Annotated in this window: 16 protein-coding genes; 3 read left to right on the forward strand and 13 right to left on the reverse strand. The window is 64.1% G+C overall.

The annotated features are described in order from the left end of the window. The first annotated feature begins 10 nt into the window (after positions 1-10). A complete protein-coding gene (locus KYE46_RS09530; RefSeq protein WP_219000391.1) occupies positions 11-472 on the forward strand; it encodes a cupin domain-containing protein in 462 nt (153 codons plus the stop codon). Here KYE46_RS09530 and KYE46_RS09535 read toward each other — a convergent pair. From KYE46_RS09535 to KYE46_RS09555, 5 genes are all read right to left on the reverse strand, one after another. Continuing rightward, positions 469-1,335 carry an NAD(P)-dependent oxidoreductase gene (locus tag KYE46_RS09535; RefSeq protein WP_219000392.1) on the reverse strand — a complete coding sequence of 289 codons (867 nt, stop codon included), beginning with the start codon at positions 1,333-1,335 and terminating at the stop codon, positions 469-471. The genes KYE46_RS09530 and KYE46_RS09535 overlap by 4 nt on opposite strands. After that, entirely contained in the window at positions 1,328-2,185 is an 858-nt protein-coding gene (locus KYE46_RS09540) for an NAD(P)-dependent oxidoreductase (RefSeq protein WP_219000393.1), read from the reverse strand. The genes KYE46_RS09535 and KYE46_RS09540 overlap by 8 nt, the downstream gene beginning before the upstream one ends. Then, on the reverse strand, positions 2,185-3,270 hold the full coding sequence (locus KYE46_RS09545; protein ID WP_219000394.1) for a Gfo/Idh/MocA family protein: 1,086 nt from the start codon (positions 3,268-3,270) through the stop codon (positions 2,185-2,187). Before KYE46_RS09545 ends, KYE46_RS09540 begins: the two co-directional genes overlap by 1 nt. A 105-nt stretch (positions 3,271-3,375) precedes the next feature. Next, positions 3,376-4,062 carry a FadR/GntR family transcriptional regulator gene (locus KYE46_RS09550; RefSeq protein ID WP_219000395.1) on the reverse strand — a complete coding sequence of 229 codons (687 nt, stop codon included), beginning with the start codon at positions 4,060-4,062 and terminating at the stop codon, positions 3,376-3,378. 145 nt (positions 4,063-4,207) lie between these two features. Beyond that, entirely contained in the window at positions 4,208-4,624 is a 417-nt protein-coding gene (locus KYE46_RS09555; RefSeq protein ID WP_219000396.1) for a cupin domain-containing protein, read from the reverse strand. 31 nt (positions 4,625-4,655) lie between these two features. Between KYE46_RS09555 and KYE46_RS09560 the strand changes: the two genes are divergently transcribed. Next, on the forward strand, positions 4,656-5,702 hold the full coding sequence (locus KYE46_RS09560) for an Ldh family oxidoreductase (protein WP_219000397.1): 1,047 nt from the start codon (positions 4,656-4,658) through the stop codon (positions 5,700-5,702). Positions 5,703-5,718: 16 nt separating this feature from the next. On the opposite strand, the gene KYE46_RS09565 is transcribed toward KYE46_RS09560, so the two are convergent. The 7 genes from KYE46_RS09565 to KYE46_RS09595 all read right to left on the reverse strand — a co-directional run bounded on the left by KYE46_RS09565 (position 5,719) and on the right by KYE46_RS09595 (position 12,042). After that, on the reverse strand, positions 5,719-6,468 hold the full coding sequence (locus tag KYE46_RS09565) for a maleate cis-trans isomerase family protein (RefSeq protein ID WP_219000398.1): 750 nt from the start codon (positions 6,466-6,468) through the stop codon (positions 5,719-5,721). Positions 6,469-6,538: 70 nt separating this feature from the next. Beyond that, on the reverse strand, positions 6,539-7,498 hold the full coding sequence (locus KYE46_RS09570; protein WP_219000399.1) for a Bug family tripartite tricarboxylate transporter substrate binding protein: 960 nt from the start codon (positions 7,496-7,498) through the stop codon (positions 6,539-6,541). Between the two features lie 58 nt (positions 7,499-7,556). Next, entirely contained in the window at positions 7,557-9,044 is a 1,488-nt protein-coding gene (locus KYE46_RS09575) for a tripartite tricarboxylate transporter permease (RefSeq protein WP_219000400.1), read from the reverse strand. Between the two features lie 39 nt (positions 9,045-9,083). Continuing rightward, positions 9,084-9,602: a tripartite tricarboxylate transporter TctB family protein gene (locus tag KYE46_RS09580; RefSeq protein WP_219000401.1), complete on the reverse strand. Its 519-nt coding sequence runs from the start codon at positions 9,600-9,602 to the stop codon at positions 9,084-9,086. Next, complete coding sequence (locus KYE46_RS09585; protein WP_219000402.1) at positions 9,599-10,600, reverse strand: TRAP transporter substrate-binding protein; 1,002 nt, start codon at positions 10,598-10,600, stop codon at positions 9,599-9,601. The genes KYE46_RS09580 and KYE46_RS09585 overlap by 4 nt, the downstream gene beginning before the upstream one ends. Before the next feature lie 16 nt (positions 10,601-10,616). Further along, entirely contained in the window at positions 10,617-11,510 is an 894-nt protein-coding gene (locus KYE46_RS09590) for an AEC family transporter (protein WP_219000403.1), read from the reverse strand. 61 nt (positions 11,511-11,571) lie between these two features. After that, positions 11,572-12,042 (reverse strand): OsmC family protein, encoded by a 471-nt coding sequence (locus KYE46_RS09595; RefSeq protein ID WP_219000404.1) that lies wholly within the window; start codon positions 12,040-12,042, stop codon positions 11,572-11,574. Between the two features lie 372 nt (positions 12,043-12,414). Here KYE46_RS09595 and KYE46_RS09600 point away from each other — a divergent pair, with 372 nt between their 5' ends. After that, positions 12,415-13,434: a Gfo/Idh/MocA family protein gene (locus tag KYE46_RS09600; protein ID WP_219000405.1), complete on the forward strand. Its 1,020-nt coding sequence runs from the start codon at positions 12,415-12,417 to the stop codon at positions 13,432-13,434. A 66-nt stretch (positions 13,435-13,500) separates the two neighbouring features. Here the strand turns inward: KYE46_RS09600 and KYE46_RS09605 are convergent, their stop codons facing one another. Then, entirely contained in the window at positions 13,501-14,415 is a 915-nt protein-coding gene (locus KYE46_RS09605; protein WP_219000406.1) for a LysR family transcriptional regulator, read from the reverse strand. Between the last annotated feature and the right edge of the window lie 16 nt (positions 14,416-14,431).

The following is a 14,431-nucleotide window of genomic DNA, read 5'->3' on the forward strand; positions in this document are numbered from 1 at the left end:
GGAGGATACCATGACCACTTCTCAGACCCACGGCCCCGACCACGTCGTGATCAATCGCGATCTCAATGCTTTCGCTCACTGGCCGGATGGTCTCTACCAGGAGATGCTGTCCGACCTGGACAATGGCTGCGTGGGGTCCGTTCTGGTGTCCGAGACTGACACCATGCGCATCTGGCACCTGCATATCCCCGCCGGCGGGCGGTGCCGGTTTCACCGCCATGTGAACCGCTATTTCTGGTCCGCTCTCGTCGGCGGCAAGGCGCGGGGATACTTCTCTTCAGGTGAGATCCGGGATGTCGTCCACTACGCCGGAGAGACCAAGCACTTCGACTATGGCGAAGGTGACCACATGGTCCATTCCGTTGAAAACATTGGCGAAACGGACCTTCTCTTCACGACAGTAGAATTCATCGACGGGCCCAACGCGCCGCTAGATGTGCCGGACAGCGTCCGCCTGAAGAAACCCGATTAACCTTCCGGCACGGCCCGCGAAATGGGGAGAAGGACGGCTGCGTTGTCGAGGTCGCCTTCCCCCGCAGCCAACGCGTCCCGCATCATGTCGAGATAGGTCCCGGTGAAGGGCAAGCCTTGTCCGGCCGCCTTGGCCTGATCGCGGATCAGCTCGAAATCCTTGGCCGATTGCGCGATGCGCCCAAGCGGCGTGAAGTCGCGATGGACCAAGGCGTCGCCCTTGGCATCCATGACCGCCGAATAGGCCGCCGACGCCTTGGCCATTTCGAGGAAATCCGCAGCGTCCAACCCGATGGCTTCGGCAAAGACCATCCCCTCGGCCAACGCCGCGCGATGCAGACCGAGCACGAGGTTGATGGCAAGCTTGGCGCGGTTACCATTGCCGATCTCGCCCACGTGGAGGAACTGACGGGCCAGCGCGTCAAGCAGCGGTGCCGCACGGGCGACCGCAGCTTCTGCCCCCGCGACAAGAAGCAGAACGTCACCCGCCGCCAGCGCCTTGCTGGTGCCGGAAATCGGCGCCTCGATCAGCGTGATTCCGCGGGCTTGTGCCTTTGTCGCCAGCGGTGCCATCTGATCCGGGTCACATGTGCTCATCGACACCAGAACCGCTTCCGTTCCAGGGGCTTGCGCGATGAGGTCCGCCAATTGTGCGGTGTCGAAGACGCAAGAGAAAACGACGTCCGAAGACCAGATATCCGCGCTATCCGCGAGCGTGCCGCCGAGCGCTTTGAACGCCTTGCATCGCTCGGCACTCGGGTCAGTGCCCGCAACGGCATAGCCTGCCGCAAGCAGACGACCCGCCAGCGCCGTGCCGATCAGGCCGAGGCCGAAAACGCCTACCTTCAGCGCTTTATCATTCACCTCGGGCCTCTTTCGCGAGCCCTTCGAACATCGGGAAAAGGTAGGAGAAATCGGTGCCGCCGTCGCCGCCATCCGTGGCGGTGCGCAAAACGTCGTGGGTGAGGTCGGTGTAGACCGAGGGGCCGCCGAGCGCGTCTGCGAAGCGGCGTGCAAGTCCAAGGTCCTTCTCGAGGTTGGAAATCACCGAACGGCCGTTCATCACGCCGCCGAGGATGTCGCGCGGGAACCGAACCTCGGTCACAAAGCTGCGTGCGTTGCCCGCGTTCAGCACGTCCACGGCACGTGCCACGTCAAGCCCGGCCTTTTCGGCCAGTGTCAGCCCCTCGCAGGTGGCGAGGAATGCGGAATGGAGGATCAGGTTGTGCACGAGCTTCATGGCATGGCCTGCGCCAACCTCGCCCAGGTGGAACCGCTGCGCCGAAATGATGTCGAGCACCGGCGCGATCTGTGCGATCACCTCTGCATCGCCGCCCATCATCAGCGTCAGCTTGCCCGCGTCAGCGCCCGCCGCGCCGCCGGTCATGGCCGCGTCGACATAGGCCAAGCCGCGCGGGCGCAACGTCTCGGCAAGTGCTTTGCTCTGATCGGGGTGGGAGGTTGTCAGATCGACGATGATTTGCCCGTCGTGGGTATCAATTTCCGCCATGACGTCAGCCACTTGCGTGGTGCTTGGCACGACGAACAGCAACACGTCGCAGGCGTCGATGTCATCGCTCACACCCTCGGACAATCCCGCGACCCGGCGCTGGTCGGGCTTGCTGTCGCGCGCGGCATGGAGCTGGCCCGCGCGGTCGAGACAGCGGGCGATGCCGCCTCCCATCTGGCCAAGTCCGACAACGCCGACGCGCATCACGCGTCGTCACCGTTTTGCGCCGCGAGCATGTCCGCAAGGGTCGCCATGGCGTGGTTGGACAGCGGCAGTTCCACCGGATCGCCGGTCGCCGCCGAGATATCCGCCGCGAGGTAGCTCTCCATCACCATGCGGGCATGGCTCGGCGAGACGAGGGGATCGCGGTCCAGCAAGACGGACTCGAGGAAATGGATCGTCTCGGGTCCCATTTGGCCCGCGTACATGTGGTCCACGTGCTCACCGGGCATGGTCGAGAGGGGAAATTGCGTGTGGTTGTCGACGGTGGAGTACCAGTTGTCGCGCGATGTATCGTCGAGGATCAAGGCGCCTTCGGTGCCGGTGATCTCGATCCACGTGCCGCAGTAATTGGGGTAGGCAGGGGGCAGGTTCCAGCCGCCGCCGATGACCACAAGCGTGCCGTTATCCATGTTTACCGTGTTCCACATGCAGTCGTAGGACCCGTTGAGCTCCTCCATGTAGCCATAGGCGCCCTGGCTGTAGACCTTGGTGGGCTTGGCATCGAGCAGCCAGTAGACGAAGTCCAGATCGTGTGTCGATTCCATCGCCGCCGGAGAGAGCTTCACCCGTCCCGCGATCCGCGAGCCGAGGCTCCGCGACAGGTGGCGGCTGACCATGACGTTGACGATCTTGCCAAGCTTGCCTTCAGAGATGGTTTTCTTCGCCCAGGCGATCTTGGGATTGAATCGCTGCGAATAGCCGATGGTGAACTTCACGCCCTTTTCGTTCGCGATATTGATCAGGTCGTCGGCCTCGGCCAGCTCCATGGCGATGGGCTTTTCCAGCAGCACATGCTTACCGGCTTTCAGGCAGTCGCGCGCGATGGGGTAGTGGGTCGGCTCCGGCGTGGTGGAGATATAGACGACCTCGATATTGGGGTTCTTGACGATATCCTGATAATCATCGGTCGCCGTCGCCGGATTGGTCAGCTCGCGGACTTCGGCGAGGCGTTCCGGCTTGATCTCGCAGATATGCAGCTTGTCGACGAGCGCGGATTTCGCGAGCGATTCCGCACGCATACCTCCGCACCAGCCGGTTCCGATGACCGCGACTTCTACCTGTCTCATGCCCACATCCATCCTGTCCAAGTGTTTGATAGTTTGTAGGGAAATGGGCAGGGCGCGGGCAAGCAAGCATTCCTGATAGGGGCTATGCGAACTTCTGAACCCGCCTCAGTCCTCCGAGGTTTCCATCAGCGCATTCCGGGTGGATTTCAGGTGCCGGGTCATGGCCTTAGCTGCGGCAACCCCATCGCGGGATTCCAGCGCCGCGACGATCTCATCGTGCTCATCGAAGGAGTGATACTCCGGCTCGGGGCGTTGTTGAGACGGCGCAAGCCGGCGCCAGACGACGACCTGCCGCACACCGTTGAGGATCTCGGAGAGGGTTTGCAGCAGCGCATTGCCGGAGCCCGCCGCAATCGCGGCGTGGAAGTCGTGATCCAGCGTCTCGTAGGCGGCCCAGGTGGGCGCCGCGCGCATGTCGTCGGACAGCCTGCGCAGGTCGCGAAGCTGTTTCGGACTGGCGTTCACGGCGGCAAGCCGGGTGAGCTCGGGCTCCAGCGCAAGGCGCGCGTCCATGGCGTCGATAGGGGCGGTCGTCTCGGACAGGGTGGCGATGGTCGCCTCCATCCCCCGACCGTTGCGCGCCGCATTGGGCGATTTCGCAAGGAACGTCCCGCGTCCGACGTGCCTTTCCAGCACGCCCTCGGCCTCCAGCACCAGCAGCGCGTTGCGCAGTTCGGCGCGGCTCAGCCCGAGCGTGCTGCTCAACGCCCGCTCCGCGGGCAGGCGCGCGCCCCGTGTCATGTCCGATGTGGCTATCCAGCGGCGCAGTCGGATCAGGTTCTTGTCTTGCAATGGTCGTCCAATCGTTAAAGTCGGCCCCGGAGTGACCTTCGTGCTACCGCGCCAGAAAATTAGCCTCTAAGCTGACTTCCGTGAGGAAAAGGTGTCACGTATGACAGCGATTGGTCAACCAAATCATTGCATGACCGCGCGAAGGTCAGACCTGATCGCGGGGCGACATATGCGCGACCGTCTCTCCGGTCTCGACAAAGGTGCGCGTCACGTCACGCGCGGCGTAGATCCAGAGGATGGTGAGGGGGCCGTCGCCGATGTTGCGGAAGTAGTGCGGCACCTCGGCCGGCACGAAGCTGGTATCCATCGGCCCCAACTGCCGCACCTCTCCGCCGACCATGGCTTCAGCCTCGCCCGAAAGGATCGTGACCTGTTCGGCGCAATTATGCGTGTGCAACGGCGCCGCGGCGCCTGCCGGGAAGACCGTCGTGCCGGTCGTAAACGGCGCGGCATCCGCGACGGATTTGCCGATCATCAACCGTGTCTCGACCCCGTCCCCCCGCGCGAAGGGCTTGATCTCGCCATAGCTGACGATCGTGCCGGTCTCTTGTCCATTTCCCATGATTTTCCCTTTATTCCTGATGAGGTATCCAATGTCTGAACGTGTCGCGCAGAGCGCTTTGCAGGCTTTCATCTCCCGCAGCCTGAGCGCTGTCGGCATGCCCGAGAGTGACGCCGCAAAGGTTGCGGCCCTGATGGCGCAGGCCGATGTGAACGGGCAGGACGGGCACGGCGTTTTCCGCCTGCCCATGTACATCAAACGCATCCGCGCGGGGGGTATGAACATGACCCCGACGTTCAAGCGTCTGTCCGAGCGTCCCGCCACGGCGCTGATCGATGGGGACAACGCGATGGGTCATCTGGTGATGCACCATGCGACCGAACTGGCGATGGAGAAGGCGCGCACCACCGGCGTCGCCTGGGTTGGGGCGCGGATGTCGAACCACGCGGGCCCCGCCGCGCTCTACGCGACGATGCCCGCGCGCGAGAACATGATCGGGCTCTATCTTGCCGTCGGTTCCGCCAACCACATGCCGCCCTGGGGCGGGACGGACATGCTGCTTTCGACCAACCCGATCGCGGTCGCGCTGCCCTCGAAGGATTACCCGCCGATCGTGCTCGACATGGCCACGACCGTCGCCGCCTACGGCAAGGTCAAGACCGCCGCGCAGCGGGGCGAGGAGATGCCGGAGGGCTGGATGATCGACCGCACGGGCGCGCCGCTCACCGATCCCACCCGCGCCTCGGAAGGGTTCCTGCTGCCCATCGGGGGGCCGAAAGGCTACGGGCTGTCGCTGATTTTCGGCATCCTCGCAGGCGTGCTGAACGGCGCGGCGTTCGGGCGCGACGTGGTAGATTTCAACGCCGATGCCACGACGGTGACGAACACCGGGCAGATGATCCTCGCCCTCGATATCGCGGCTTTCGCGGACCCGGACGCCTTCCGTGCGGACATCGACGAGGTCTGGCGGCAGATGAAATCCTCGGCGCGGATGCCGGGCGTGGACGAGATCCGTTTGCCCGGCGAGCGGATGGACCGTGTCAGGCAGGAGCGTGCCAGCAAGGGCATCCCGCTCTCTGACGCGCTGCGCGCGCAGTTGGATGAACTGGCCGGAGAGCTTGGCGTCGCGCCGCTTTAAGCGGCCCGCGCGGGCGTCACGCCACAAGCCGGGTCGGATCACGGAAGTCATCGGGCAGGGGCTTGCGGGTGATCTGGCCGCCTAACGTCAAAGGCATATCCAGCCCCATCTGGCGCAGCGCATACCAATAGCCGACCGCGGTGGACGAGATCACCGGCTTGCCGAGCCGCGCCTCGAGGTCGTCGATCATATCGGCAATCCCGAGCGCGCCGCCCACGTGGAGGATCGTGTCCACCGCGTCGGTATTCACCTTGTCGAATGCGTCATGGATCGCATCAAGCGGCACGTCGATGATCTTGTCAGAGGTCTTGACGTGCAGCCAAGCGGTCTCGGGCACGTCAAAGCCATGGGCACGGTAAAAGCCGCGCGCGCTTTCGGAATATTCCTCGGACATCGGGGAAATGAGGCCAATCCGCTTGGCGCCCATGAGCTTGAGGGCGGCGACGCAGGCGTCTCCGGCGGTGACGATCGGAACGCCGGGCAGGGCGGCGGCAAGGTCGGCACGGTAGGCGATCTGGCGGTCCAGAGACCAATTCCGCATCTCGACCGAATTTGCGCAGAGCACCATGTCGGGCCAGCACCCCCGCGCCTGCCCCATGATCGAGACCATCGCCTCCGGCACCTTGTCCTGCACCGAGATATCAAACCGGTAGGTCTGGTTGCTCACACCCTCGGGGCGCAGCATCTCGTGCTCGGGCTGCATGTTGGAATTCTGTTGCGGGATCATCAGCGCCAGGACGCCCTTGGGTCCGTATCTGTCAGGCACGGGCAATCTCCACACATGTTAGGGAAGGGGGGTGCAGGGGCCGCGTGGGCGCGGCCCCCGCGAGTATCGCTTATTGCGACGTCAGCTCATTCACGAGCGCTTCGTAGGCGACGCTTTGCTCGGCGCGCATGGCCTCGTATTCATCGCCGGTGATGATGTCGATGTTCTCACCCAGACGACCCATCATGCGGTTGAAGGTGGTGTCCTCGCCCAGGGCCTCGAAGGCCTCGCGCAGGGTGGTCAAAGCCTCCTCAGGGGTGTCGGCCGGGGCCAGAACCACGCGGTGCATGAAGCCCACGTCGCCTTCCACGCCCACCTCGGAGAAGGTCGGAACGTCGTCGTAGATCCGCTCGGGCCCGGCGGTCGCCAAGATGCGGATGGTGCCCGCATCAAGATGGGAGCCGAGCGACGAGGGGAAGCCCATCGTTACATCTGCGTCGCCTGCCAAAAGCGCCTGCAGAGCCGGTCCGCCGCCCTGATAAGGCACGAGGTTCCACGACATATCAAGGGCTTGCATGAACTGAGCCGCGGGCACAAACAGCGCGCCCCAGTTGCCCGAATGGGCCATCTGGATGCTGCCGGGGTTCTCGCGCGAGGCCTCGATCAGGTCGTCCATGGTCTCGTAGGGGCTGTCCGCGCGCACGGCGATCGCGATGGGCGCGTAGTTGACCCGGGCCACGGTCACGAAATCCTCGGAGGGATTGTAGGGCAGGTTCTCGACGTGCTGCTGCAGCATGTCGATATAGTTGTGGGTGAAGAGCAGCGTGTAGCCATCGGCGGGCGCGTTCGCCACTTCCTGCGTCCCGAGCTGACCGCCGGCACCGGGGGAAAGGCGCACAATGACGGCCTGCTCCAGGTAGCTCGGAATGATCGAAGTGATGACCCGTGCGTTCAAATCATGGGAGCCTCCCGCTCCCAGTGGAATGACCATGGTGATCGGGCGTTCAGGATAGTCCGATTGGGCCGTGGCGCCGGAAGCTGTCAGGGCCGCGCCCGTGACCGCCAATGCGGCTGCGAGTTTCTTCATCATGTCTTGTCTCCCTTTGGTTAAATGTGGAAGGCGCCGCATCGCTGCGCCGCCCTCCTTCTCATGCGATTGTCTTGGGTCTGCCGTAGAGCCGCTTCCACAGCACGTAGCCGAGGACCGGGGTCGCGAGCAGGATCATCAGAGCGCCGATGCGCTGTGTGGCGAAGAAGCCTACCGGATCGCCGTTCGACATCGCGACGGTCTGACCGAAGGCGTATTCCATCGATGGCCCGAGGATGAAGCCCATCACCATGGGCATCACGTCGAACTTCGCGGCCTTCGCGATGATCCCGAAAAGGCCGAAGGCCACGAGGATCAGCAGGTCGGTGGCGTCGGAGCGGAACACATAGGTTCCCGCGAAGGCGAACATGATCACGATGGGGATCAGGATCGAGGTCTTGATCGTGACCAGCCGCGAGAAGAACGGGATCGCGAGGTAACCGATCACCACGAAGAGCAGGTTTGCCAGCACCATCGCGACGAGGATCGCGAAAACGGTCGCGCCCTGGGTCTCGAAAAGCTCCGGCCCCGGCCGCAGACCCTGCGCCACGAAGGCGCCCAGAAGGATCGCGGTGACGTTGTCGCCGGGAATGCCGAGGGTCAGCAGCGGCACCAGCGTCGGTCCGTTCACCGCGTTGTTGGCGGCCTCTGCGGCGGCGACGCCCTCCAGCTCACCCTCCCCGAAGGTCTCGGGGTGGGATGAGGCGTTCTTGGCCGCCGAATAGCCCATCAGCGCCGCCACGATCTGTCCGAGGCCGGGGATGATGCCGATGCCGGTGCCGATCAATGTCGAGCGGCCGATGGTGCGGACGCAGCGGCGGAACTCGTGGAACTTCAGGCGCTCGCCCATCAGGGCAGCCAGTTTGCGGCCCTTCTCGTTGCGGATCACGACCGAGGCGACCTCGGGGATGGCGAAGACACCGATCAGCATCGGCAGCAGCGGAATGCCGGAACGCAGATCGAACAGCCCGAAGGTGAAGCGTTCCACGCCGCCGAGCGGGTCGGTGCCGATGAAGGACAGCCAGAGGCCGAACATCATCATGATCAGGCCCTTCACCGGGTTCGCGGCCGAGGTCGCGGCGATGATCACGAGGCTCATGAGCAGGACCGCGAAAAGCTCTGGCGGGCCGAACTGCATCACCAGGAAGGCGATCGGGAAGATCATCAGGATTGTGAAGATGTCCGAAAAGGTATCTCCCGAGGCGGACGAGAACAGCGCCATGTCCAGCGCTTTGCGCGATTGGCCCTTTTGGGTAAGCTTGTAGCCATCCCTCGAGGTCGCCACCGCGGCACCCGTCCCGGGCATCGACAGCAGGATCGCCGGAACGCTGCCGCCGAAGATGCCGCCCTTGTAGATGCCGAGAAGGAAGGGGATGCCGACGAGCGGATCCATGAAGAACGAGATCGGCAGCAGGATTGCCATGGCCATCAGCGTGGTGAAGCCCGGCAGTGACCCGACCAGCATGCCGGCGAAAAGGCCGATGGCAACCATGGTGACTGTGTCCAGTCGCATGGCCATCCCGAAACCTTCGATAAATTGATCTAGCATTGAAGCCTCTTCGGTAGGGGTCAGGTGTCAGGGTTCAGGTCAGAACGGCAGCAGACGCGCGTAGAACAGATCGATCGCGATGAGTTCCGGAAGTGACACGGCCAGAAGCCGCGTTGTGCCGAGATAGAGGGCGACGGGGCCGATCAGGGCGACGAGAACAATCTGGATCGGGTTGCGCGCGTCCATCATCAGCGACAGCAGCACGACCGTCAGAGCGGAGGAGATCAGGAAGCCGAAGGGCACCATGATCAGCGCGTAGAAGGTGAGGATGCCGAACAGAAGTGCGGAGCGACCCCATTCCGTCCGGCTCATCCGGGCGCTCTGCTCGGCCACCGTGCCCTTCGCGATCAGCACCAGCGCGGTGGCGCAGAGGATTGCCAGAAGGCCAATGGTGATCGTCGGAAACAGGCTTGGCGGGATCGCGGAGAGCGCACGGCCGAACAAGGCGCGAGGTGCCGCGATGAGCGCGCTCATGAACACCAACGACAGGAGCGAGGCCACCAGCAGGGCGAGGGTCGTCATCGTCTCTGGCGTGCGTGGAAGGGCTTTAAGGTTCACATCTCACCTCTTGTATTCAGGAGCGCAGTGGCTGGTTCAGGGGTGGGGTCCGGGGCTTTGTCATCGGTGCCGGTCTCGGCATCGAAGAGAGCCAGCAGCTCGGGGTCATGTTGCGCGCGCGCGCGTTCGGTGTGGGGCGCGGCGGCCTCCCGCCATGCGGCGCGTTGTGCGTCGGTCAGCACCACCAGCGTCGCCCCGTCGTCGCGCAGGGCGCGGGCGCAATGTTCATCTTCGCTCTCGGCCAGCGCGCGCTGTGCCCGGGTCGCCTCCGCCGCCGCCGCAGAGATCGCCTGCCGCAGATCTTCGGGCAGGGCGGCAAACCGGTCCTTGTTGAACACGAAGAGGGCGATCCCCATCAGGTGGCCGGTCAGGGTGATGACCGGCAGACGCCCATGCAGGTTGAAATTATAGGTGTTGGTCAGCGGGTTTTCCTGCGCGTCGACCTCGCCGTCGCAGACCGCTTGGGTCAGATCCTTGGCGTCGATCACCAGCGGGCGGAACCCGAGCGCGCGAAACGCGGCTTGGTGATCGTCGTTGGGCAGCGTGCGCAGCACCATGCCGTCGCATTCCGACGGATCATGGAGCGGCTGCCGCGCCGTTGCCATGTGCCGCAACCCGTTGTCCCAGACGCCGAGCAGCGTCAGTCCCGTCGCGGCAGCAAGCGCGCTGCCAAACCGCGCGCCGAGAGGTCCGTCCACCAGCGCCAAGGCCCGGTGCCGGTCCGGCGCGCTGAACGGCATGTCGAACAGCGAGAGCTCGCGGACCCGGCCTGCAAGATAGCTCGACGCAATATAGCAGGCGTCAAGCTCTCCGGCCTCGACCAGGCCGGGCAGGGCCTCGGTCTTGATGCCATCGGGGCCGACGTTGGGGCGCAGGATCACCTCGACGCGGTCGCCCACAGCGGCCGTCAGCGCGTCGCGAAAGGCCTCCAGCCCCCGGGTGTGCACCGAATCCGGGCCTTGGTAGCCCGCCAGCGTGATCCGCACGGGCCCGCTCATCGTGCCAACCTCCGGCTCATTGCGGCCCCGCAATCGCGAGGGCCACCCAGACGATGCCCGGCAGGCACAGGAAGGTCAGCACGGTCGAGACCACGATGGAGCCCGCCACCTGACGCGGATGATGCTGGTAGCGCTCTGCGTAGATGTAATTGACGATTGCCGTCGGCATGGAGGCCAGCAGGAACACCGTGCCCGCCATCACGCCGCTGAAATCGAGCAGGTAGATCGCCAGCAGCGCCGAGGAGATCCCGATGATCAGCCGCCCGAAGGCGATCGCAAGGGCCGGGCGCAGATCGGTGATCTGCAGCCGCGACAGGGACGCGCCGAGCAGGATCAGCATGGTGGGGATCATCATGCCGCCCAACATTTCCGTCGTGGTCAGCACGATCGTCGGCACGGTGACATCCAGCCATGTCACCGCCATCACGGCGGCTACGGCATAGAACAGCGGTTGCCGGGCCAGAACGCCGAGTTTCAGGGTCCCGGCATAGATCGACATCCCGAAAGAGTGCTGCACCAGCGCCACCACGAAGAAATAGGCGATGCCCAGTTCCAGCCCCTCCTGCCCGAAGGCGAGAAACACCAGCGGCAAGCCGAGGTTGCCCGAGTTGGGCAACATCAGGGGCGGCAGGTAGCTGCGTACCGCGCCCTTGAAGATCAGCAGGGCCGCCAAACCCAATCCGCCCGCCACGGCAAGGCACAACAGCGCCGCGCCCGACATGATCTGGATGGTCTCGGTCGGCACTTGCAGCGAGGCCAGCGTATGAAAGATCAACGCGGGCGTCGCCACCAGCAGCACCAGCGAGCTGAGCGCCCGTGTCTCCAGCCCTGCCTTCGAGCGTCCCATGAGGAACCCGATCAACACGATGATGCAGATCGGTGCCAGGACCTCGATCATCTGGCTCAACATGGCATCGCACTCCGGTCAGGGGGGAGAGGGGCCGTTGGGGGCGTCGCTCGCAGGTCATGGGTCAGACCGCGACCCCGTTCAGCATCCAGTTCTCGGTCACGATGGTGCCGGATTCCTGAAGCATCTTCGACACGGCGCAATGGTCGCGCAGCTGCTCGGTCACTTTCATCGCACCTTCGCGCGGGCCGTCGAATTCGGCGGTGATATGCAGGGTGCAGGACGGGAACGGCACGTCGATCGGGTGGATCAGGCGCGTGCCGTGGCTGTCCATGGTCACGTCGATCTTGATGTCCATCGACGTGAAGGTGATGCCGTTGGCCGCCGCGAGCTTGTTGGCGATCACATGGGTGCAGCCCACCAGCCCCATGAAGACGTATTCCACCGGCATCGGGCCTTCATCGGTGCCGCCGCGCGGGACCGGCTCGTCGATCACGACGCTTTTGCCGCGCGCTTCCGCCACGGACTGCGTGTTGGTGTTCTGGCGGCCGTTAACCGTGAACTTCCAGATAGGTTTCTCTTTGACGGTCGACATCTGCTACTCCCTCGATGGCTGTCAGCAAGTTCTGAGGGGGGTGGCAGGTGCGGGGAACGGGCTCTTCCGAGCCATCCGTCCTCCCACTCTTGCGCCGCTCCTCCCAAAGCCTGGCACGTTGTCCAAAAAATCTTGCACAACCGGTCGTAGCAAAGGAAATTGTGTTTTCACCTATCTGGCTTCAGGAAAGTTGATACCCTTAACCGCATGGTTTTCATGGATTTTTCGGTATCAGCGAAAGTGTCAGGCGGCATCAGCTTACATGATTTGGCGCGGGGATTTTCCTGCCGATACTGTCGCTTACGCGCGCCCTGCGGGCAGGCCATCCGGGCCCTCACCGAGCACGCGACAGAATTTCCGAGGGAGGACGTCATGACCCAAGCGCCGCAGAGCTTCACCGTCGCCATTGCCGGTTTCGGCTGGTGGGGAAAACACATCGCGACCCGGCTGCAAGGGCATCCGTGGCTGAACGTGGCGGGTGTGATCGAGCCGGCAACCCAGAACCACGGCGCGATCACCGAGATGGGGTTGGAGGCCTGGGACGATTTCGACGCCCCCCTCGCGCGGGACGATATCGACGCGGTGATCCTGACGACGCCCAACCCGCTGCACGAAGCGCAGGTCTGTCAGGTTGCCGCCGCCGGCAAGCATGTGTTCTGCGAGAAACCTCTGGGCCTCACCGCCGACAGTGCGCGTCGCTCGGTGCAGGCCTGTCTCGACGCGGGTGTGCAACTGGGCATCGGGCACGAGCGCCGGTTCGAACCGGCGATGATCGCCCTGCGCAAGGCGCTCGATGCGGGCAAACTGGGCACGATCATGCACGCCGAGGCCGCCTTCAGCCACGACAAGCTGATCGGTATTCAGCCCGGCGATTGGCGGACCCGCAAGGACGTGGCGCCCGCAGCCGGCATGACGGGAATGGGCATCCACCTCAGCGATCTTCTGATCTCGTTTTTCGGCCCGGTCGAGTCGCTCCATGCCTTCACCGCCGACCGCTCGCTCGGGTGGGAAACCGGCGATGTGGTCACCGTGCAGATGAAGTTCGAGGCCGGAATGACAGCGACGTTCAGCGCCATCCTGCACACGCCGCATTTCATCCGCATGCATGTCTTTGGCTCGACCGAATGGGTGGAGGTCATCAACGACAGCCACCCCGACACGCCCGACGGCATCGTGCGGGTCCTGACCGGGCGCTCGGACCAGCCCGTCACGCAGCAGGATTACGCCTGGGAAGACGCCGTGACGTTCAACCTCGAAGCCTTCGCCGAAGCGGCCTTGGGAGGGGCCGAGTATCCGTTCTCACCGCAGGAAATGATCCACAACATTCAGGTTCTGGAGGCCATCGAGCGGTCCTCCGAGACGGGCAAGGTCGTTAGTCTCTCCGACGTCTGAGCCCCTGACGCGCGTGCAGCGGGACCCTGCGCGCGCGTCACACGATCGCGCCGCGGCGCCGCCGTGTCAGTGCAGGTCCATTTCCAGCGCCGAATTCAGCTCTTCCTGCAGGATGTCCGCGAAGGCTTGCGCCGCGGTGCTAAGGGGCTGTTTGGCGGGCTCGATCCTTGCGTAGTCCACGGTCAGGGGCGGATCGGCAAGGGGCACGACCTTGCGGCGGTCTCCCCCCAGATCGGGGAGGCAAAGGATGCCGGGCAGGATCGTCACCCACTCGGAATTCGCCACGATGCCCAAGGTGCCGTGCATGGTGTCCAGCTCGAGGATTTCCGCGACCTCGATATTGTTGATCATCAGGTAGTGCTCGATGCTCTGACGCCGCGCGTTGCTTCTGCCGGGTACGACGAGCTTCAGCGGCCCCAGATCGCGCAACTTCACCTTGTTGTCCGTGATCGGCAGCTCCCGGTCCGGGCGACAGACCAGGCACTCGCGGTCTTGCCCCATCGGCTTGGTGAGCAGAACGTCGCTGGCCTCCAGCAGGGTCGGGACCACGGCGAAATCCAGATTTCCCTCGGCCACGTCCTGGCTCAACACGCTGGAATAGGCTTCGGTGATCGACAGGCGGACGTTGGGATATTCCTCGGCAAAGCGCAGCACGACCGAGGGCATCACCGCACGGGTGAAGGTGGGCATCAGGCCAACCTGAACGTGGCCCACAACCGATTTCGACAGCGTTCTGAGCCGATCTTCCGCCAGCCGCGCGGCGGCGAGGACCTTGACCGCATCCTCGTAGAACGCGCGCCCGGCTTCCGTGGGCGTCACGCCCGAGGAGGTGCGCGTGAACAAGGTGATGTCGTAGCGCTTCTCGATCTGGCTGACGTGCATCGACAGCCCCGATTGCGTGGCATTCACCTTGTCGGCGGCGGCGGAGAACGAACCGTTTTCGAACACCGCCGCGAAATATTTCAGTTGTTGAAGCTTCATCACTCTATCCGCTTTT

This window comes from Gymnodinialimonas ceratoperidinii, from assembly GCF_019297855.1.
In the GTDB taxonomy this organism is placed as follows: domain Bacteria; phylum Pseudomonadota; class Alphaproteobacteria; order Rhodobacterales; family Rhodobacteraceae; genus Gymnodinialimonas; species Gymnodinialimonas ceratoperidinii.